This is a genomic window from Pantoea sp. RIT413 (assembly GCF_003057675.2).
In the GTDB taxonomy this organism is placed as follows: Bacteria; Pseudomonadota; Gammaproteobacteria; order Enterobacterales; family Enterobacteriaceae; genus Pantoea; species Pantoea eucrina.
Genome location: NZ_QBJB02000001.1, coordinates 342,546 through 363,801 on the forward strand (window position 1 = coordinate 342,546; position 21,256 = coordinate 363,801).

The window sequence follows — 21,256 nt, forward strand, 5'->3', positions numbered from 1 at the left end:
GCAGTGCGCTTATCCTCAGCTACACTTGCCTCACCCGTTTGTCATAAGAGAGGTAACTATGTCGCAACACGCTGTATCAAACCAGGCCTGGCTGCTGGCTTCCCGTCCCGAGGGCGAACCGGTAAAAGAGAACTTCCGGCTGGTGGAACAACCGGTGCCGGAGATCAAAGAGGGTGAGATGCTGCTGCGCACGGTGTGGCTGTCGCTGGATCCCTATATGCGTGGCCGCATGGATGACGGTAAATCCTATGCGCCGCCGGCGGAACTCGACCAGCCGATGGTTGGCGGCACGGTGTGTCAGGTTGAGTCATCAAAGCACAGCGATTTTAAAGCGGGCGACTGGGTGCTGGCCCAGAGCGGCTGGCAGACCTATGCGGTTTCTGATGGCGAAGGCGTGGCAAAGCTCGGCGAGCTGGCTCACCCCTCCTGGGCGCTCGGCATTCTCGGCATGCCCGGTTTCACCGCCTATATGGGGCTGATGGACATTGGTCAGCCTAAAAAGGGCGAAACGCTGGTAGTGGCGGCGGCGACCGGTCCGGTCGGCGCGACCGTGGGCCAGCTGGGCAAGCTTAACGGCTGCCGCGTGGTGGGCGTCGCCGGGGGTGAAGATAAGTGCCGCTATGCGATTGAAAAGCTCGGCTTCTCCGCCTGTATCAATCACCACAGTGATGACTTTGCCGACCAGCTGGCTGCGGCCTGCCCGGACGGTATCGATATCTATTACGAGAACGTCGGCGGTAAAGTGTTTGACGCGGTATTCCCGCTGCTGAACACCGCTGCCCGCGTTCCGGTCTGCGGCCTCGTCTCGGGCTACAGCAGCCGCGACCTGCCGCCGGGACCTGACCGCACGCCGCTGATCATGGCGGGGATCCTGAAACGCCGTATCCGCATGCAGGGCTTTATTATCTTCCAGGACTACGGCGACCGCTATCCTGAGTTTCTGAAAGCGATGACGCCGCTGGTTGAGCAGGAGAAGGTGCACTATCGCGAGCATGTGATTGAGGGGCTGGAGAATGCACCGCAGGCGTTCTTCGATATGCTTAATGGCAAAAACTTCGGTAAAACCGTGGTGAAAGTCAGCTGATACCTCCCGCCCGGGTGCCGCCACGGCACCCGGTTTTACCTCACGGCAATAACGGTAAAACGCACCGCTACCCGGCCTGCTACGCTCTCTCCCCCACAACAGGAGGCAGCATGAGTTCCATTATCGATCTTTTCGCTCAGCATAAGAGTGAGCGCAGCTATACCGATCAGCCCGTAGAGGATGCGGTACTTGAGCGAATTATTTCAGCGGCGTACTACGCGCCTACCTCGGTCAACTCCCAGCAGGTATCCGTCGTCGTCACCCGCGACGCCGCGCAGCGCCAGCAGATTGCCGCCATTGCCGGCGGGCAGCCGTGGATCGCGAAAGCGCCCGTGTTTCTGACCTTTGTCCTGGATATGCATAAGTCGCGCCTGGCGATAGAAGCCAGCGGCCGTGAGCAGATTGCGCAGCAGAGTATTGAAAGCGTGGTCTCCGGCGCCACCGATGTGGGCATTGCGCTGGGATCGGTCATGGCCGCCGCGCGGGCTGAGGGGCTGGGTATTGTGCCGATTGGCGGCATCCGCCGCGATCCGGAAGCGATGATCGCGCTGCTGGATCTGCCCGACTATACCTTCCCGGTTGCCGGGGTGGTCATCGGCCACGTCGACCAGCCTGCGCACCAGAAGCCGCGTCTGCCGCTGCCGACTTTCCGCCACGAAGAGCGTTATCAGCAGGCGGATCTGCCGCAGCATATCGCTGATTACAACGCGCAGCTGGTGCAGCACTGGCAAACTACCGGCCGCAGCGATGGCGAGAGCTGGAGCGACAGCGTCAGCGGCTACTACCAGCACATTTACTTCCCGCACGTGCTGGCGGCGCTCCATAAACAGGGGTTTGGCACCGATAAATAATCCGATCCGCCCGCAGGCCGGGCGGATAATCCGGGGCTTAACGCCCCTTTTTTTTGCGGCCGGGCTGGGTAAAGCGTTTGCGATTCGCGCCCTGGCTCCCCGCTTTATCGCCCTGCTTTGCAGCCGCAGCGGGCGCTTTTTTCGCCGGCGACGCCGTTTTTTTCTTCGCCTGCGCCTGCCGGGTTTTAGTATCTTCTGATGACGAATCCTCAATCAGCTTAAACAGATCGATCAGTTCATCATCGGTCAGATCGCGCCACTCGCCGAGCGGAATCCCCTTCAGGCTGACGTTCATGATGCGCGTACGCTCAAGCTTCGTCACCTCATAGCCAAAGTGTTTGGTCATGCGGCGGATCTGGCGATTGAGCCCCTGCACCAGAATAATGCGGAACACAAACGTCGACTCTTTTTTAACTTTGCACTTTTTTGTTACCGTGCCCAGCATCGGCACGCCACCCGCCATGCCCGCGATAAATTCATCAGTGATCGGTTTATCAACCGTCACCACATACTCTTTTTCGTGGTTATTACCGGCGCGCAGAATTTTGTTAACCAGATCGCCGTGGTTGGTGAGGAAAATTAACCCCTGCGAATCTTTATCCAGCCGGCCGATAGGAAACACGCGCTTGCTGTGGTTCACAAAGTCGCCGATATTGTCGCGCTCACCCTCTTCCATGGTGGTAACAATGCCGGTGGGTTTGTTAAGCGCAATCAGCACCAGATCGTCGGCGTCACGCGGCTCAATCAGCTGGCCATTCACCCTGACCTCATCTCCGGCGTACACCTGAGCACCGACGGCGGCGCGTTTACCGTTAATAAATACGTTGCCCTGTTCGATATAGCGATCGGCATCGCGGCGCGAGCAGATTCCGCTCTCGCTGATGTATTTGTTCAGGCGGGTAGATAAGTCAGGCAGCATGGTTCCTCCGAAAAAAAACGGACTATACCTCAACTGCCGCCGTTGCGTAAGGCTGTCGCACCTTCCGCGTACGCGCATAAATCCCTGCACACTGCAGGGTTGTTTAGCGTCAGACGCCAGGCGACAATCCCCGGCCACTGTTTCTGGCTTCTCACGGATTTTCTATGACACAACCGCAACCGGCGAGCCGACTGGCCTCGCTGCGCCTGTTTCTGGCCCGCTTCTGGCCACATCCCCTGCCCGTGGCGCGCAGACAGCGCCTGCTGGCCAGCCTCGGAGCCGGGCTGGGCCTTATGCTGACGAGTCTCATCAGCCACTGGATGCTGGGTGCGGTAAACCTGTGGTTTGTCGCGCCAATGGGAGCGTCTGCGGTGCTGCTGTTTGGCCTGCCCAATAGCCCGCTGGCGCAGCCGTGGTCGATTATTGGCGGTAACCTCGTTGCCGGCGTTATTGGCGTGACCACGGCACTGCTGATCCCGCAGCCGGCACTGGCGTGCGGAGTAGCCGCCTGTCTCGCTATTGCGGTGATGTTTCAGCTGCGCTGTCTGCACCCGCCCAGCGGCGCGGTGGCGCTGACGGCGATTCTCGGCGGCGGCAGCGTGGCGCAGCTCGGCTACCACTTTGTGCTGACGCCGGTGATGCTTAACTCTGTCTGCCTCGCGCTGCTGGCGATCGTATTTAATAACCTAGCCGGACGCCGCTATCCTCATCCGCTGGCGGCCGCCGAGGCGAAACCGCAGCCGGTGGCGATGCCGGTTCCGCTCACGCGCGACGACCTGCATCAGGCGCTGGAGAGCGGGCCCCTGCTGGATATTGATGAGGACGATCTGCAGCTGCTGCTGCAGCGCGCCGAAGAGATTGCAATCCGGCGCGTTCAGATACGCTAAAGCGCGCTTTAGCGCGCCTGTACCAGGCTCAGCACCGTGCGGATATTCTGCGCCGAGGTCGCGATGATATCGATGGCCCCGGTGCGCAGCGCCCCGAGTATCGCCATCGCCTTGGTATTCTCTGCGGCTATCGCGATCACGCACGGGATCCGGCGCAGCTCATCAATGCTCAGCCCGATCACGCGCTCATTCATGACCGTCTCCACCGCTTCACCGCGGGCGTTGAAAAAGTCATAGCCGGCAATATCACCGGTCACACCCTGATTAACGCTGGCGTCGATAATTTCACGCGGGGTAAACCAGCCCAGCTTCACCATGTAGCTGTTCTCATTCATATCCCCGATCCCCACCAGCGCCACATCCGCTTTACGCGCGCGATCCAGCGTCTCTTTTACCGTACCGTTCTGCATAAAGCTGTCGCGCAGCGCGCGGTTCTCCACGTAGGCGGGGGCATAGAGCGTTTCGCTACTGCCGCCAAACTTCTTTGCCAGCCGGCGGCTGATGTGATCGGCGTTGATGGCGTCGCCCGGGCGGTGCGTGCCGCCAATACCGCTGATAAACAGGCAGTTGCGGTCGGGCACCTGACCCGGATGATCGGCCACCGCCGCCACGTTACGCCCCTGACCGACAGCGACGATAGCGTTATCTTTCAGCGTCTGCGCCAGATGGGCAGACACCAGCGCGGCTACCTGACGGCGCTGCTCGTCGCTGTCGGCGGAATCCAGCGCAATCAGCGCCCGCTGCAGGCGCGGAAAAGAGCGCTGCAGCTGCTGCTCCAGCCGGGTACTGAAAACCGGATGGTAGCGCACGCTGATTTCCACAATGCCCTCTTCGCGCGCACGTTTAAGCAGTCGCCCGACCTTGATGCGCGAGATACCAAATTTACGCGCGATCTCCTCCTGCGTGATGGCATCCTGATAGTAGGCGACGGCAATCTCGGTCAGCAGCTCAGCATCCTGACCCGGCGTGGTATTCTCCATCTCTTCTCTGTCCTGTGTAACGCGGTCGTAAGCAGCCGTAAGTTATAGCACTCATCGCGGCCGCCCCGCTATGCTCTGCCACCGGCGAGCGCGCTGGCCTCTTCAATAATCTGCGCCAGCGCCTGCGGGTCGTGAGCAAAGCGGCCAAGAAACAGGCCATCCACATCACTGCCCAGTCGCTGGATCAGACCCGGTCCGGCGCTGCCGCCATATATCACCTTCAGCGTAATACCGGCGGGCAGCGGCAGCGTCCGCAGCCCGGCGCAGACGGTACGAATATAGCTGTCGGGGGCCGGCTGCGGCGCGCCAATGGCCCACTGGGGTTCATAGGCAAACAGAATCTCGCCCCGCAGGCGATGCGCCGCCGCCTGCGCCAGCGCATCGTTAAGCTCTGCGGCACAGAGCGCAATCGCCTCCGCGGGCGTGCCCTGCTCCGACTCGCCAATACAGAGCACCGGCGTCAGCCCGTGCTGTAGCGATATCGCCACTTTGGCGGCAATCTGCGCCGCATCCTCGCGGAAGTGTCGCCGCCGCTCCGCATGACCGATTTCAGCCAGCGAACAGCCCAGCTCCTGCAGCATGCTGGCGCTGACTTCACCGGTCCAGGCGCCATTTTCCGCCTGGCAAACATCCTGTCCGCCAATGCGTACCGGCGTGCCCGCGAAGATCTCCGCTACGGCAGGGATCGCCGGATAGGCGGGCAGGATAAACAGGCCGACGCTGCCGCTTCTGATCGCCGGGTGATCGGCCAGGCTGGCGACCTCGCGGCACCACGCCAGCGTTTGCTGATAGCCAAAGTACATTTTGAGACTGACACCAAGTAAGCGTTGTGGCTGAGACATCATGCAGCTCCCGGTTATAGCGCGCCCTGACCCTGATGGTCATTTGTTCATATGAACAGTAAACGAATTAATGAACCTGTTTCAATGCGCGTTAAGAGGATCTGTGACCTGGCGCAAGGCCCTGTCGCGCCTTAAAACCTGCCACCTGACTCATCTATCGCGATCGCGCTCACAAAACCATCATATTACAAATGAACATGCATTGAACAAATGTTTAACCCTGTGGCACGCTGTGATCCACGCCTGGATGCAGGCCCTTTTTCTTTACCGGAGAACCGCTATGAAAACGATTGCAATCGGTGCTGATGATGCGGCTGTCGATCTGAAAAATATCATTAAGACGCTGCTGGAAACGCAGGGTTATACCGTGACAGATTTTACCAACGATGCTGATAACGCCCGCCCTATGTACCCGGATGTTGCCTGGGCGCTGGCGACCGCGATTCAGCGGCAGGAGTTTGCGCGCGGCATCCTGCTCTGCGGCACCGGTATTGGCGTAGCCATCGTGGCCAATAAAGTGCCCGGCGTGCGGGCAGCACAGTGTCACGACACTTTCTCTGCCGAGCGGGCGCGTAAAAGCAATAATGCCCAGATCATGACGCTGGGCGCGCGCGTGGTGGGTCCGGAGCTGGCAAAAAATATTGTGAATGCGTGGCTGGCGGCGGAGTTTGAGGGGGGCGGTTCTGCGGCAAAAGTAGAAAAGATAGATTTTTACGAGCACGCGGCGCAGCGCTAATCGCCCCTTCTGCCCGGCGCGCGGGGTGTTCCGGACAGGGTGAGTGGCGCTCGCTTCAGATTGCGTAACTAATCAGGCAAGCGCAGCGCATGCTGCTACGCTTAAAGGCTGAGATTACCCTTACAAAATCTGGAGATATTATGAGCAGTGATAATCGCAAACCGACCACCACGGATGCGGGCATTCCGGTAGCCAGCGATGAACACTCCCTGTCGGTCGGGCCTGATGGTCCGCTGGTGCTGCACGATCACTATCTGATTGAACAGATGGCCAACTTTAACCGCGAGCGTATTCCGGAGCGTCAACCCCATGCAAAAGGCAGCGGCGCATTTGGCCATTTTGAAGTGACAGAAGATGTCAGCCGCTATACCAAAGCCGCCGTTTTCCAGCCCGGGACCCGCACTGATGTGGTGATGCGCTTCTCCACCGTAGCCGGTGAACGCGGCAGCCCGGATACCTGGCGCGATCCGCGCGGCTTCTCTATCAAGTTTTACACCACCGAAGGCAACTACGACATGGTGGGCAATAACACGCCGGTGTTTTTTATCCGCGACCCGATGAAGTTTCAGCACTTTATCCGCTCGCAGAAGCGCCGGGCGGATAACAACCTGCGCGATAACGATATGCAGTGGGATTTCTGGACCCTCTCACCCGAATCTGCGCATCAGGTGACCTGGCTGATGGGCGACCGCGGCATTCCGAAAAGCTGGCGCCACATGAACGGCTACTCCAGCCATACCTATATGTGGGTTAACGCCGCTGGTGAGAAGTTCTGGGTGAAATATCATTTTAAAACCGATCAGGGCATTGAGTTCCTGACGCAGGAGAATGCCGACACGCTGGCCGGTCAGGATGGCGACTACCATACGCGCGACCTGTTTAATTCTATCAAAGAAGGCAATTTTCCGAGCTGGACGCTCTATATGCAGATCATGCCGTTTGCAGAAGCGGACAGCTACCGCTACAACCCGTTTGATCTGACCAAAGTCTGGCCGCACGACGACTATCCGCTGATCAAAGTCGGTAAACTGACGCTGGATCGCAACCCCACCGATAACCATGCCCAGATTGAACAGGCGGCGTTTGAGCCGAATAACCTGGTTCCCGGTATCGGCCTGAGCCCGGACAAAATGCTGATGGGCCGTATTTTCGCCTATGCAGATGCGCACCGTGCACGTCTTGGCGTTAACTATAAGCAGATCCCGGTGAACGCGCCGCAGGCGCCGGTCAACAGCTACAGCAAAGATGGTGCGATGCGCATTAATCCGGTCTCCGATCCGGTCTATGCGCCTAACTCCAAAGGTGGTCCGGTGGCCGATGGCGAGCGCTACCCTACCGATTCCACCTGGCAGTCGCAGGGCGATATGGTGCGTTCACCTTATACGCTGCGCAAAGATGACGATGATTTCGGCCAGGCGAATCAGCTGGTGAATAAAGTGATGGATGATGCCGCACGCGATCGTCTGGTAAACAACGTTGCCGGTCACCTGCTTAACGGCGTGGAGGAGCCGGTGCTGTCGCGCGCTTTCACCTACTGGCGTAATATCGACAAAACTATTGGCGATCGTATTGCGCAGAAAGTGCAGAGTGAACGTGCGAAAGCGTAATCTCTGATTCAGCGTCCCGCCGGGCGGCGGGACGCTGGTTAACCCTGGTGTGATACGTCCTTCTTTACTTCAGACGAAACGCTACCACGCTGTCGCCCGCTTTGGTGCCGAGCGATCCGTGCCCCCCCGCCGCGATTACTACATACTGCTTGCCATCTTTACCCATATAGGTTGACGGCGTGGCCTGTGCGCCTGCGCTGAGTTCGGTCTGCCACAACAGCTCGCCGGTGGTGCTGTCATAGGCGCGGAAGAAGTTATCTGCCGTCGCACCGTGGAACACCAGATCGCCAGCGGTCAGCAGCGGCCCACCGTGTGCCACCATCCCCATCGGGAATCCCAGCGGGAAGCGGCCTGGCAGGAAAGTGGTTTTCAGGTTCTTCGTGGTGCCGATACGACGCAGCCACTCCGTTTTCCCGGTTTTCAGATCAACCCCCACCAGGCGGCCCCACGGCGGTGCAATGCAGGGAATACCCAGACCCGACGCGAGCTGCTGAATGTGGATCGCATAGTCGCCGTGAAAGTTTTCATTCCAGTAAGGCTGACCATCTTTGGTGAACAGGCGCTCGGTCGCCGTCTGCGGCGTGCGCTTGATCAGATTATATTTATACGCCAGGCGTACCGGCGCAGCGATCAGCATCTGGCGCTCCGGATCGACCGCGACGGATCCCCAGTTAAAGACGCCAATATTGCCCGGGAACACCAGCGTGCCCGCCTCGGTAGCTGGCGTCCACGGATTGCCATCATAACGCAGACGATGAAAATCGATCCGGCAGGCGATCTGGTCAAACGGCGTAATGCCCCACATCGATTTTTCCGTCAGCGCCTGCGGAATAAAGTTCAGGCTGGAGACCGGCTGCGTGGCGGCAAATTTTTCGCCGGGAACGCCGCCTTCAGTCGAGACTTTCACTTCGTTCACCGGATAAACCGGCTGGCCGGTCAGACGATTCAGCACAAACAGGTTGCCGGTTTTGGTCGGCAGGATCACTACCGGCTGCTTCTGGCCCTGATAATCGATATCCAGCAGTGAAGGCTGTGACGGGTTGTCGCGATCCCACAAATCGTGGTGCGAGCTCTGATAGCGCCACTTAAACGCACCGGTCTGCAGATCCAGCGCCACCAGCGTGTCGCGGAACTTCTCGGTGTTACTGTCAGCGTCGCGTTCAATCCCCACTTCATCCGGTGATGCATTACCAAAGGGAACGTAGACCAGGCCATTTTTGACATCGGCGCTCAGCGTTGCCCAGGCAACCGGCGTATCCTGCGGATAGCGCTTATCTGCGGCAATCGGCGCGGTCACATCCGGCGTGGCCGGATCGAAATTCCACACCAGGCGGCCACTCTGCGCATCATAGGCACGAATGACGCCGGAAGGATTGCCTTTCTCAAAGCCGTTATCCATGACCGATCCACCCACGATCACCAGATTACCGGCCACCAGCGGAGCAGACGTCTGCATCAGCGCGTGCGGGCGGATCTCACCCATGTTTGCGCGCAGATCCACCACGCCATCGCGGCCAAAATCAGGGCAGCGCTTGCCGCTGTCGGCATCCAGCGCAATCAGGCGCGCATCGGTGGTGGCGTTGAAGATACGCTTACGGCAAAGCGCAGGCGCACTGCTGCTGGTTTGTGCAACCGGTGCGGCGTAGTAGCTGACGCCGCGGCATGTCTGATGCTGCTGAAGATAAGAGCGGTTTTTCTCCGGCGTATATTTCCATTTCACCGCCCCGCTTTCCGGATTGAGCGCGTGGACTTCATTATGCGGCGTGCAGAGATAGAGCATATCGTTGGCTTTCAGCGGCGTCGCCTCAAACGTATACTCGGTGGCATCGCTCTCCTGACGCATATCACCGGTATGATACTCCCAGGCGACTTCAAGGTTACTGACGTTCGCTTTGCTGATCTGTTTCAGCGCTGAGAAGCGTTGCCCCGCTGGCGTACCGCCATAGGCGGCCCACTCATTTTCTGCGCCAGGCTCGTTTACCGGCTCGCGTGCATTGGTGATGGTACCGGCCTGCGGCAGCGGATCGTAAAAACAGAGACCGATGACGACCAGCACCATAATCGCCACGGTGCCGCCGAGCAGCGGATGAAAACGGCGTTCGCCGCGGGTAAGCGGCCTGACAACCCACGGCATCGCCAGCCACAGGCCGATCACGCCAAACAGGTCGCCGCGCGGGATCCACTGCCACTTATCAAATCCCGCTTCCCAGACGATCCACGCCAGCGTGATCCACATCAGTACCGCATAGAGCGTCAGCGCACTGCGCTGTTTGCGGAACAGTAAAACAGCCGTCAGCAGTAATCCTGCCCCCATCATCGCGTAGAACGCGCTGCCTCCATTGAGTAACAGCTGACCACCCATATAGAGCAGCGCTATCGCCAGTATCGCCATTACGATACTGGTGAGTTTTGTTATCATGCCAATCCCTCAGTTTTGTTCATTAATTTATGCCGTTACGACATCGCAGCAATTCCAACAAAATATTAACTTATGTAAGCACTGTGTAAAAACCCGTGAGTTTATGTGTTGTCAGATCCGCTAATGAATCAAGCGTTGCTTAAGGCTTGCCGTCAGCGGCAGGCTCACCATGTGACTGAAATCACGTTTAATTTTGATAGATTTAATTAATCATTGCCGCAGCGATTGCGCACCTTTTGCTAACTCACTGGCATAACAGATGGCGTGAGCGCGTGCACGATAACAGGCCCGGCATCATAAAAATGATTACCGTCAGGCTCGCTGAATGGCTTAAATGAGGGGCAATAGGGCCTGCAGCACGCTTTGATGAAATTGATTAACGGGTCCGCGCAGCCGGTATACGAATTATCCTGGCGTAAATTGCCTGCTGCCATTTAATTTGCCGCTACGCCTGACAATTCTTCCGATTGGTTTTACGTTGAGCCGGGGTTTAATCATTAAATAACGCAGCGTAATTTCAGTTTGGGAATTTCCTCAGCCTCTGTTTTTTCAGGAAGAGTGATATAAATCACCTGACTGCTCTATAGCAGATCCGCAGATAAAAAGAAGGTTATTATGATCAGCGCAGATTCCCTTTATCGTAAAATACGGTTTCCATTTAAATTTACACACGCAGCGTTAAAATTCCCGGTTGCCCAGGCACATGCGCGGCAATATCAGGTGATGTCACCTGAACAGACGATCGATTTGCTGCTCAGTAACGACAGGTTATCCGTATGCCGGTATGGGGATGGAGAACTGGAGATGACACTGTTTAAAAATATTGGCTTTCAGTCATTTGATGAGCGTCTTTCTATCAGACTGAAAGAGATCATGCGGCGCGGTACGCGTGACGATAACCCCTGCCTGCTCTGCATGCCGGATGCTTTTCGCTCCACCCGCAATATGCGTTTTGGCTCAGCCCTGTTCTGGTTTTTTCATAAAGCCTTTTTCTTTCGCCGCTATGAGCCTTTATTAAAAAAAACGTATCAGTATGGAAATACTTCGGTGACGCGTCCTTATCATGATTATATTGATAAACAGCAGGCGACCCGCGTATTTGCTAAATTCAAACAGCTTTTTTACGACAAAAAAATATTGATCGTTGAAGGCAGCGGCACCCGGCTGGGTATCGGCAACGATTTAATGGACGGCGCACGCGAAATAAAGCGTATTACCACGCTAAACCGTAATGCATTTTCAGTCTATAACCAGCTCTATACCAGTGTGCTGGCGCATGCCCGCGAGTATGACTTAGTGCTGATTTCGCTGGGTCCGACGGCGACCGTGCTGGCTTACGATCTCAGTCAGCAGGGGATCCGCTGTATTGATACCGGGCATATCGATATTGAATATGAGTGGATGCGCAGTGCGGCGCGTACCAAAACGGAAATTGCGGGCAAGAATGTCAATGAAGCGGGCGTGTTGCTGAGCGACGATCAGCACGACACGGATGAGCACTATCGTGGTCAGATTTTACTGCATGTCGGATTACCTCAGGAGCCGATGGTGAATGGCGTGATCCTGCAGCAGCCCGTGGTGTAATTCTGCACCCTCAATGCACGCTTAAGCATCCAGTCTGGTGCAGCGCAGCAACCTTTACGTTTCCCGAAGCATAAAGTGCTTGCTGTTCTGCCCGGTTTCATCCCTCTTCGCGCTGATATGACCCGGCTCAGAGATTCTGGCATTACCTTTGCTTACTCATTCCTGTGTTCTTCACAGGAGTTATGCCATGAAAGCCTCTGCTGTCCGCTACCGTATCTTTTCATTATTGTTCCTTATTGCGCTGATTAATTACGTTGACCGCGGTGCACTCTCCTTCGCTGCGCAGGCCATTTCGCAGCAGTTCCATTTCAGTAAGGTCGAGCTGGGCACCGTGCTGGGGTACTTTGGTTTTGGCTATCTGTTTGGCTCGCTCTGCGGCGGTTTTCTCGCCGACCGGTTTGGCACGCGCAAAGTGTGGCTGATGGCCGGCGTGCTCTGGTCGCTGCTGGAGATCGCCACGGCCTGGGCAGGTGAAATTGGCGTGGCGCTGTTTGGCGGCTCCGCCATCATGGGGTTCGCCGCGCTGCGCGTACTGTTTGGCTTTGCCGAGGGTCCTGCCTACGCGCTGATGAACAAGACAATTGCGCACTGGGCGCCGGATAATGAACGCGGCATGGCGCTGGGTATCGGCCTGCTGAGTACGCAGGTAGGCTCGCTGCTGACCGCCCCCATCGCGGTTGGCCTGCTGCTGCTGACCAACGACTGGCGCATGATGTTTATCCTGCTTGGCGTCTTTTCGCTGCTGGCGATGCTGCTGTTTGCCCGCTACTTCGCCGATACGCCGCAGCGGCATCCGGCGGCGAACGACGCTGAGCGTGCGCTTATTGTACAGGGGCAGCGTGCTGAAGCGCATGATGAGCGCCCGTTACCCTGGTGGCGCTTTTTCACCAGCCGCACGCTGGTGTGTAATGCGCTGGGCTATTTCAGTTTTCTCTATATCACCTTTACGCTGGTCACCTGGCTGCCAAAATATCTGCAGGATAATTTTCATTATGACCTGCACTCGCTCTGGTATATCGCCATGATCCCGTGGAGCGGAGCCTGTCTGACGGTGCTGCTCGGCGGACGCCTCGCCGATCGTTTGCTGGCGCGAACCGGAAATCTGCGGCTGGCCCGCAATGGCTTTGCGGCGATTACGCTCTGCGCCACCGCCTGCTGCTTTATGGCCATCCCGTTTGCCGGTTCGGCGGCCGCGATCATCGCCCTGATGACGCTGGGAAACGCACTCAATGCGCTGGTCAATAATGTTTACTGGTCGGTGGTTATAGACGTTACGCCAAAGGCGTCGGTGGGTGCATTCAGCGGGATGACGCTGGCAATTGCTAACCTGGCCGCCATTATTTCACCCATGCTGTGCGGCTGGCTGGCGGAGTATTACGGCTATAACGCCATGTTTACCGTGACTGCCGTTATCGCCTTTGTCAGTATGCTGGCCATGACATTGCTGCAGCCAGAGAAACGCCTGCAGCCAGCCCCCGCCGTTTCGTCAGCACCGGCCGCCAACGTCATTTTGTAGGGGCGCCATTTATGGCGCCCTGGCCCGGGATATACATCCGCCTTCACGGGCCGCATTAATGCGGCCCCTACGGAATATACATCCGCCTCCACGGGCCGCATTAATGCGGCCCCTACGGAATATACATCCGCCTCCACGGGCCGCATTAATGCGGCCCCTACGGAAAGTCCGCGTAGGGGCGCCATTTATGGCGCCCTGGTCGCGTATAAAATCTGGTGTTAAATGGATACGTCAGGGCCGCATAAATGCGGCCCCTACGGGAGATATCTACGCCATTTCGTAGGGGTGCCATTTATGGCGCCCTGGTTGCGTATAAAATCCGGTGTTAAATGGATACGCCAGGGCCGCATTAATGCGGCCCCTACGGGAGATATCTACGCCATTTCGTAGGGGCGCCATTTATGGCGCCCTGGTCGCGTATAAAATCCGGGGTTAAAGGGATACTCCAGGGCCGCATTAATGCGGCCCCTACGGGAGATGCAGGGTCATTCTGTAGGGGCGCCATTTATGGCGCCCTGGCCCGGGATATACATCCGCCTTCACGGGCCGCATTAATGCGGCCCCTACGGAATATACATCCGCCTCCACGGGCCGCATTAATGCGGCCCCTACGGAATATACATCCGCCTCCACGGGCCGCATTAATGCGGCCCCTACGGAAAGTCCGCGTAGGGGCGCCATTTATGGCGCCCTGGTCGCGTATAAAATCTGGTGTTAAATGGATACGTCAGGGCCGCATAAATGCGGCCCCTACGGGAGATATCTACGCCATTTCGTAGGGGTGCCATTTATGGCGCCCTGGTTGCGTATAAAATCCGGTGTTAAATGGATACGCCAGGGCCGCATTAATGCGGCCCCTACGGGAGATATCTACGCCATTTCGTAGGGGCGCCATTTATGGCGCCCTGGTCGCGTATAAAATCCGGGGTTAAAGGGATACTCCAGGGCCGCATTAATGCGGCCCCTACGGGAGATGCAGGGTCATTCTGTAGGGGCGCCATTTATGGCGCCCTGGCCCGGGATATACATCCGCCTTCACGGGCCGCATTAATGCGGCCCCTACGGAAGATATCTACGCCATTCCGTAGGGGCGCCATTTATGGCGCCCTGGCGTCCACCTTCACGGACCGCCTGAGCGGCCACGAAAAAAGGCGGAGGGGTGAGCTCCGCCTTGTTTCAAGTTCCGGTCAGTGCGCCTGACCGGTCAGTTGCAAAAGGGCAACGATGATTTGCAGGATGATCCGGACGATGTCCAGGAGTAATCGTACAAGTTCCATCACTTTCCTTCTCCTCTGACAGGAGCGCGCGCCGTTCAGCGGCCGGGGCCCTGACCCTACCCGCCGGCCGCCTGAGCACATCTGTGAGGAGCGCTGAGCGGCACTCATTGCTAAAGCCACAGGCCAGCACCACCTGGAACCTGCCGGGATTTGACTATCCGCGCCCCTGAGAGTCATCAGAAAGCAACGATACTCCGCCCGCACTCAACACTGTATAACCATACAGTAATTTCCTGAAACTTGAAATATTTCCCGTCACATTTTATGATTCGCTGTGTGAGGAGTGCTGAGCACCCCGTTCGCCGCGCGGTTACCCGCCGCTTAAGCGAACCAAAAAAAAGGATTTGGCTGACCAGCCAAATCCTTTTCTATTTTTACCGGTAAAAATTACTGCGCCGCGCTGATGCGCCAGATCGCATCCCCCGCATCGTCCGCTATCAGTACCCCACCCTGATTATCCGTTGCCAGTCCCACTGGCAGACCACGCACGTTCTTCTCATCGTCCGTCAGGAATCCGGTGACTACCGGCTGTGGCTTACCGACCGGCATGCCGTTTTCAAATTTAACCCATACTACTTTGTAGCCATTAAGCGGCGTCCGGTTCCAGCTGCCGTGCTCGCTGATAAACGCGCCGCCGCGATACTGCGGCATATTGTCCGCGCCGTAGAACAGCAGTCCGAGCGGTGCAACGTGCGAGCTCAGGGCGTAGTCCGGCTTGATCGCTTTCGCCACCATGTCAGGCCGCTGCGGCCGGACCCGGTCATCCACGTGCTGGCCAAAATAGCTCCAGGGCCAGCCGTAGAAGCCGTTATCCTGCACGGAGGTCATATAGTCAGGAACCAGATCGGACCCGATTTCATCGCGCTCATTCGCGATCGCCCACAGCTTGCCGCTCTGCGGCTCCCACTGCAGTCCGGTAGGATTGCGGATGCCGCTGGCGTAAATGCGGCTCGCCCCGCTGGCGGCATCCACCTCCCAGATCGCTGCGCGCTGATACTCCGCACCCAGTCCATTTTCGGTGATGTTGCTGTTAGACCCGACGCCAACATAGAGTTTACTGCCATCCTGGCTGGCGAGCAGCGCCTTGGTCCAGTGATGGTTAAGCTCGCCACCCGGCAGCGCCGTGACCTCTTCCGGCGCGGTGCGGATCTCCGTCTGCCCGGTCTGATAAGGGAACTTCACCAGGCTGTCGGCATTGGCAACGTAGAGCGTGTTGCCAATCAGCTGCATACCAAAGGGCGCATTCAGGTTTTCGATAAAGAGATGCTGCTCCCATTTACCGTTAACGTTACGCAGCAGTGAGATACGGTTGCCGCCCGGCGCACCTTTGCCTGAGGATTTCTGCACAATGCCCATAATAAGCTGCTTCGGCGCCGTGACCGGATTTTTTACCCCGTTGGCCTCGGCCACCAGCACATCTCCGTTTGGCAGTACGTAGAGCTGGCGCGGGTGCATCAGCTTCGCCGGGATCCGCTCTATCTTCAGTCCGTCCGCCACCTTTGGCGTTTCGCCGGTTTTCCACGGCGTCCCTTCCGGTACCTGCATAGGCGGCATGAAAAAGTTCTGCGCTTTAGGCAGCTCGGGATTGGGTCCGGTCTGTTTTTGCGGATCGAGAGAAGATCCGCTGTCGCAGGCGCTCAGTAGCGCAGCAAGACTGACAGCACTCAGAATGCGCAGTTTCATGGACGACCTCCCGGGATACGGCGCGCGCGCAGCGCCAGCTGTACGTTGGCGATCAGCAGCAGCGCCACCACGATGGTCGACAGCGTGACGCCCATGGGCACCACCGCATACGCATCACGGCTATGGATAAAGGCGTTAACTATGGCCACCAGCACCGCCAGCAGCGAGAGCCAGAAATGTGTTTTCTCACCGGCAGTGACGCCGCGAAACTGATGAATCAGGCTGATAATTCGCGGCAGAATAGCCAGCAGCAGACCAAATACAATCAGCCAGCTGGCGGCTTTGGTCCACATCACCACAAAGGTCTGCAGATAGAGGATGTCAAACAGCCAGGCGGCAAAAAAAAAGCCCAGCGGCAGTGGCTCCAGCAAGGCATACAGCGTAACGCCGAACGCCGACTTTCCCGAGGTATGAAACATGGCACGCTCCCTTTAGAGTTTTCAGACGGCGGCGAGCCGACAGGCTTCGCGACGCCGCCAGAGAAATATTAGTAAAGATAAAGGGTAATGCGCAGAAAACCGGCAAAAAAGCTAACAGTGTGGCCGGTAGTGTGCCAGTTCGCGCGCATCGTGGCTGCAAAACAGCGCAACACCGCTTTGGGGCTGCAGCGAGAGTTCGCGCAGCCGCTGCTGATTAATACGCCACGCTTCGCGATCGCTGCACATTAGCCGCTGATAGGCGCGCAGGCCCGGCGTACAGTGCCGCTGGGTGTGATGCATCTCTCCGCGATAAAACCAGGCGTCTCCCCCATGCAGCAGCCAGCCACCGCCGTGGCGGATCGCCACGCCTGCGTGTCCGGCGGTGTGTCCCGGCAGCGGCACCAGCAGGATCTCATCGCTGAGATCGTCAATCGCTCTCACCGCATCAAACCCGAACCAGCGTTCACCCTCGCTGGCGTAGCCGCGCCAGCCATCGTGCGCGGTCCACTGCTGTGGCCGGAAGCGCTGACGCGCCAGCCAGCTCTGCTCACGTCCGCTGCGTACCGTATCAAGCTCACGCTGCAGAAGATGGATCCGCGCCGCCGGAAAATCACTGATGCCGCCTGCGTGATCAAAATCGAGATGGGTCAGAATAATATGACGCACATCTTCCGCCTGAAAACCCAGCAGCTGAATTTGCGCCAGCGCGCTCATCTGCTCACTGTAACGAATATTATTCAGCAGACGAAAAAAACCAGAGAGCCGGCGTTCCGGATAGCGCATATCATTAATTCCCAGTCCGGTATCCACCAGAATCAGGCCGTGGCGATCGCTTTCAATTAACAGACAATGACACACCAGTTCAGCAAAGGGACCCCGGCTGAAGCCATCAAACAGCGCCCCGCCCAGCGGGCACATGCAACCACAGTTCAGATGATGAATACGCATACTCTCCCTCACTGCGGCGCCCGAAAATATCCCGCCGCGATAATCAGAAATTAGTCTGTTATTCAGGTATGCATCAGTTGCGGCATTATTGCAAAAATTTAATTGCTGCCTTAAATAAAGCCAGCCGCAAAAAAATAAAATAACCGCAGCGCCGGGATAATTGTCCGGATAATTATTACCTTCCTGTTTTAAAGATTATTAATCAGCGCAAATTGAACCAGCTATTATTAAAAAAGGCGCCCGCAGGCGCCCTCTGTTATCCGCTGAACTGTTCAGCCCACCATAAACGCAGCAGCAGTCCCCAGCGGCTGCTCCAGCCGCTGGTGGTACTGACAACCCGGCCCTGATAGAGCACGATAAACGTCGGCGTGGCGGCGATTTGCCAGCGCTGGCCCAGCTCGCCGCGCGCGTCGTTAACGGCTAACCCCTGCAGGCCTTTTTTTGCCAGCCACCGGGTCACCTGCGTATCAGAACCTGAGCGCAGCGCCACGCTGACTACCGGCACGCCCTGCTGGCTGAGCTTCGCCACAACCGGCGTGGTCAGTTTGCAGACGCCGCACCAGCTGGCCCAGACGTAAACCAGCACCGGTTTCGATGCGCTCAGCCCGGCCAGGCTCTGCTCACCCTGCAGCGTAGTAAGCGGCTGCTGGGCCAGATCGGCAGGCAGCTGCGGCGCGCGCAGCCAGTCGACCGCCAGCATAATCAGCACGCCTGCCAGCAGCAGCCAGAGCGCTTCACGCAGCCAGCGCTTCAGCCGGCTCACGGTGCCGCCTTCAGCGCATCTTTCACGGCCGCCTCCAGCTGGGCATAAGGCACCGCACCGCTGATCAGCTGATTACCCACCAGCGTGGCCGGGGTTCCCTGCACGCCCAGCTGCTGCGCCAGCGTCAGGTTGTGATTAATGGTATCCAGGCTCGCTTTGCTCGGTGTCGACAGGCTGATACCGGTTTTTTTCAGCGCGGCGCTGATGCTGGCCTCGTCGTGATTGCCTTTTTTCGCCATCAGCTTTTCATGCAGCTTCAGAAAGTTTTTTGGCTGCTGCTCCCAGACCGTCAGCGCCAGCCGCGCTGAACTCAGCGAGCTTTCGGCACGATAAGGCAGCGGCTTAATGACCACCGCAACCTGCGGATGCGCTTTCAGCAGCGTGGTGATATCACCCTCAAATTTTTTGCAAAATACGCAGTTGTAATCGGTGAAGTAGACCAGCGTCAGCGCCGGTTTTTCAGCGCCGATGCGGGGCGAACCGGCATCACTGAACAGCATGTCGCGATTCTTTTCAACCATTTGCGCCACTACGTTCTGCTGCTGTCGCACGGCTTCCTTATCAAAGGCATCGGCGGCCTCAGCCAGTATGGCGGGATTCTGTACCAGCGTTTCGCGGATCAGCGCTTTGATCCGCGCCTCCTGCTCCGGCGTAAAAGGAGCGGCAGCCAGTACCGGTGCGCTCAGCAGCAGCATTGCAAACAGAGATTTTTTCATTATTTTTTCGCCTTACTCAGTGTGGAAAGCACCGCGTCGCGACTCAGCAGCGGTGACAAAATCTGACCCTGCGGCAGCGCCGGGCCATAAATCTGATTAAACGGAATCGCCGCCCGATCGCGCTGGCGCAGAAAGTCGCCAATGGCGGGGTCGGGCTGTGTCCAGTCGCCGCGCAGCAGCACGATATCGTCAGCGCTCAGCGCGGCACGAACGTCAGGCTGATTCAGCACCCGGGACTTATTGACCTTGCAGGTAATGCACCAGTCAGCGGTGATATCGACAAACACACGCCGGTTCTGCTGCAGCGCCGCGGCGATAGCCTGCTCTGACAGCGGCTGCCAGCGCAGTTCACCGGCATCCTCTGCCGGACGCATCAGCAGGAACAGCGCGCCCGCTACCGTCAGCGCGATGGCGACGGCGCCCGCCTGCTGCAGCGCGCGGCGGCGCAGCAGCCAGATTAGCAGCAGCAACAGCAGCGCGGCGGCCAGCAGGCCTGCTGCACCACTGCCCCAGTGCGGGATCAGCAGCGTAACCAGCCAGAGCGTCGCCAGCAGCATCAGAGTGCCCAGCAGCGTACGCAGATGCACCATCCAGCGTCCCGGACGCGGCAGCCAGCGTGCGACGCCCGGCAGCGCGGCCACCAGCAGCCACGGTACGCTCATGCCGATACCCAGCGCCGCAAACAGCAGCCAGAGCTGGGGCAGTGGCGCGGTCAGCGCATAGGCTACCGCCGTGCCGAGAAATGGCGCGCTGCAGGGCGTTGCCAGCAGAGTGGCAAACGCACCCTGCGCAAAATGCCCCGCTAATCCGTTCCCCTGGTGCGTGGCCAGCCGGGTGTTGAAGGCGGAGGGCAGACGGAAATGCAGCAGATCAAACAGGCTGGCGCTGAACAGAAACATGACGCCGGTCATCAGCAGCAGGAATCCGCTGCTCTGGAACTGTATGCCCCAGCCCAGCGCCTGACCGCTCAGGCGCAGCGCGCTCATCAGGAGTGCCAGCAGCAAAAAGGAGAAGAGGATCCCGGCGCTGGAGGCCAGAAACTGCAGGCGCGTCTGGCGGCGCGTCTGACCCTGCTGCTGCACCAGACCGCTGAGCTTGATCGCCATGACCGGCAGCACGCAGGGCATCAGATTCAGCACCAGGCCGCCGAGCAGCGCCAGCAGCAGCACCGACCAGAGCGTCGCGCGCGTCCCGCCGCTCAGCAGGGGCTCTGCCTCAATAGTCACCTGGCTCTGCTGCGCCAGCCCCTTATCGCCGATCACCAGCGACAGCTGGCGGCCGCGCAGGTCGGGTGCCGCATCGCCCCATTCATCGGTCACGGCCACGCGCGCGCTGAGCGTGTTGCCCTGCACGCTGATCACCGGTGCTGCCAGCATGCTGCCCGCCGGATAGTCAAAGAAGAGTTCCGGCGTGCTCCAGCCCGCCTGACGTACCGCGCGGATCTGCAGCTCACCGTTAACAAAACTGGCATTGAGCTGGTCAGTCAGGCCGGAGTCAGGCGGAACCTCTCCCATCGCGCGGGCAAAGTCGCGGTCAAACGCCGCCGCGGGCGGCCGGGTCAGATCGAGACTGAACGGAAAATCCGTCAGGATACAGACGTCGCTGCACGTAGAGAGCGTCAGCGTGCCGGTAAGCGTATCGCTGCCCGGCGGGCGCTGCAGCACGATCGGCAGCGTGACAGTGCCTTTATAGCCCTGCGTGGTCAGCCCGCTGACGTCAAAGCGCGCCGGTACAGGCCAGAACCACTGAGCGCTAATGCCGGGCGTCTGCCAGGCGATGACGGGTGCCACGCCGCCTTCTCCCGGCGTGCGCCAGTAGGTTTTCCAGCCGGGTTCCAGATGAATATCCAGCCGCAGCCGGGTGTCGCCCGCCTGCGGCGCGGCGCGCAGGCGCACCTCAGCGTGGCTGTTTTGCGCGTTGCGCAGCCAGCCGGTATCCGCAGCCTGCGCACTCAGCACGCAGCCTGCCAGCAGGAGCAGCAGGCTCCTGATTAAAACAGTCATGATAAATTCTCCGGTAAATAAC

17 protein-coding genes are annotated in these 21,256 nt (G+C 58.5%); 7 read left to right on the top strand and 10 right to left on the bottom strand.

The window, feature by feature from the left end; all coding sequences use genetic code 11:
• Positions 1 to 58: 58 nt before the first annotated feature.
• Positions 59 to 1,084, top strand: coding sequence for an NADP-dependent oxidoreductase (locus DBY66_RS01585; protein ID WP_108569310.1), 1,026 nt, complete (start codon positions 59 to 61; stop codon positions 1,082 to 1,084).
• A gap of 110 nt (positions 1,085 to 1,194) precedes the next feature.
• A complete protein-coding gene (locus tag DBY66_RS01590) occupies positions 1,195 to 1,935 on the top strand; it encodes a nitroreductase family protein (RefSeq protein ID WP_104084957.1) in 741 nt (246 codons plus the stop codon).
• A gap of 37 nt (positions 1,936 to 1,972) precedes the next feature.
• Here DBY66_RS01590 and rluF read toward each other — a convergent pair whose 3' ends face one another.
• Complete coding sequence (gene rluF, locus DBY66_RS01595) at positions 1,973 to 2,854, bottom strand: 23S rRNA pseudouridine(2604) synthase RluF (protein ID WP_108569309.1); 882 nt, start codon at positions 2,852 to 2,854, stop codon at positions 1,973 to 1,975.
• Positions 2,855 to 3,018: 164 nt separating this feature from the next.
• Between rluF and DBY66_RS01600 the strand changes: the two genes are divergently transcribed.
• Positions 3,019 to 3,741 (top strand): HPP family protein, encoded by a 723-nt coding sequence (locus DBY66_RS01600; RefSeq protein ID WP_039384326.1) that lies wholly within the window; start codon positions 3,019 to 3,021, stop codon positions 3,739 to 3,741.
• Between the two features lie 8 nt (positions 3,742 to 3,749).
• Here the strand turns inward: DBY66_RS01600 and DBY66_RS01605 are convergent, their stop codons facing one another.
• Together DBY66_RS01605 and DBY66_RS01610 are read right to left on the bottom strand one after the other, a co-directional pair.
• The gene (locus DBY66_RS01605) at positions 3,750 to 4,721 is read right to left on the bottom strand and encodes a sugar-binding transcriptional regulator (protein WP_039384324.1); all 972 of its coding nucleotides are present in this window, start codon (positions 4,719 to 4,721) and stop codon (positions 3,750 to 3,752) included.
• 68 nt (positions 4,722 to 4,789) lie between these two features.
• Entirely contained in the window at positions 4,790 to 5,563 is a 774-nt protein-coding gene (locus DBY66_RS01610) for a triose-phosphate isomerase family protein (protein ID WP_108569308.1), read from the bottom strand.
• Positions 5,564 to 5,843: 280 nt separating this feature from the next.
• Here DBY66_RS01610 and DBY66_RS01615 point away from each other — a divergent pair, with 280 nt between their 5' ends.
• Together DBY66_RS01615 and DBY66_RS01620 are read left to right on the top strand one after the other, a co-directional pair.
• Entirely contained in the window at positions 5,844 to 6,299 is a 456-nt protein-coding gene (locus DBY66_RS01615) for an RpiB/LacA/LacB family sugar-phosphate isomerase (RefSeq protein ID WP_039384323.1), read from the top strand.
• Between the two features lie 140 nt (positions 6,300 to 6,439).
• Complete coding sequence (locus tag DBY66_RS01620) at positions 6,440 to 7,906, top strand: catalase (RefSeq protein ID WP_039384321.1); 1,467 nt, start codon at positions 6,440 to 6,442, stop codon at positions 7,904 to 7,906.
• A gap of 64 nt (positions 7,907 to 7,970) precedes the next feature.
• Here DBY66_RS01620 and DBY66_RS01625 read toward each other — a convergent pair whose 3' ends face one another.
• Entirely contained in the window at positions 7,971 to 10,325 is a 2,355-nt protein-coding gene (locus DBY66_RS01625) for a membrane-bound PQQ-dependent dehydrogenase, glucose/quinate/shikimate family (protein WP_071668808.1), read from the bottom strand.
• A gap of 615 nt (positions 10,326 to 10,940) precedes the next feature.
• Between DBY66_RS01625 and DBY66_RS01630 the strand changes: the two genes are divergently transcribed.
• Together DBY66_RS01630 and DBY66_RS01635 are read left to right on the top strand one after the other, a co-directional pair.
• Positions 10,941 to 11,909, top strand: a complete 969-nt coding sequence (locus DBY66_RS01630) for a GT-D fold domain-containing glycosyltransferase (RefSeq protein ID WP_039384317.1) — start codon at positions 10,941 to 10,943, stop codon at positions 11,907 to 11,909.
• A 187-nt stretch (positions 11,910 to 12,096) separates the two neighbouring features.
• Positions 12,097 to 13,425: an MFS transporter gene (locus DBY66_RS01635; protein ID WP_108569307.1), complete on the top strand. Its 1,329-nt coding sequence runs from the start codon at positions 12,097 to 12,099 to the stop codon at positions 13,423 to 13,425.
• 1,664 nt (positions 13,426 to 15,089) lie between these two features.
• Here DBY66_RS01635 and DBY66_RS01640 read toward each other — a convergent pair.
• From DBY66_RS01640 to DBY66_RS01665, 6 genes are all read right to left on the bottom strand, one after another.
• The gene (locus DBY66_RS01640) at positions 15,090 to 16,385 is read right to left on the bottom strand and encodes a sorbosone dehydrogenase family protein (protein WP_104084955.1); all 1,296 of its coding nucleotides are present in this window, start codon (positions 16,383 to 16,385) and stop codon (positions 15,090 to 15,092) included.
• Positions 16,382 to 16,804, bottom strand: a complete 423-nt coding sequence (locus tag DBY66_RS01645) for a DUF2231 domain-containing protein (protein ID WP_108569306.1) — start codon at positions 16,802 to 16,804, stop codon at positions 16,382 to 16,384. Before DBY66_RS01645 ends, DBY66_RS01640 begins: the two co-directional genes overlap by 4 nt.
• A gap of 111 nt (positions 16,805 to 16,915) precedes the next feature.
• Complete coding sequence (locus DBY66_RS01650; RefSeq protein ID WP_071668805.1) at positions 16,916 to 17,752, bottom strand: MBL fold metallo-hydrolase; 837 nt, start codon at positions 17,750 to 17,752, stop codon at positions 16,916 to 16,918.
• A 256-nt stretch (positions 17,753 to 18,008) separates the two neighbouring features.
• On the bottom strand, positions 18,009 to 18,515 hold the full coding sequence (locus tag DBY66_RS01655; RefSeq protein ID WP_071668804.1) for a protein disulfide oxidoreductase: 507 nt from the start codon (positions 18,513 to 18,515) through the stop codon (positions 18,009 to 18,011).
• Entirely contained in the window at positions 18,512 to 19,231 is a 720-nt protein-coding gene (locus tag DBY66_RS01660; RefSeq protein WP_094112106.1) for a DsbA family protein, read from the bottom strand. Before DBY66_RS01660 ends, DBY66_RS01655 begins: the two co-directional genes overlap by 4 nt.
• Entirely contained in the window at positions 19,231 to 21,234 is a 2,004-nt protein-coding gene (locus DBY66_RS01665; protein WP_108569305.1) for a thioredoxin family protein, read from the bottom strand. Before DBY66_RS01665 ends, DBY66_RS01660 begins: the two co-directional genes overlap by 1 nt.
• Positions 21,235 to 21,256 lie beyond the last annotated feature (22 nt).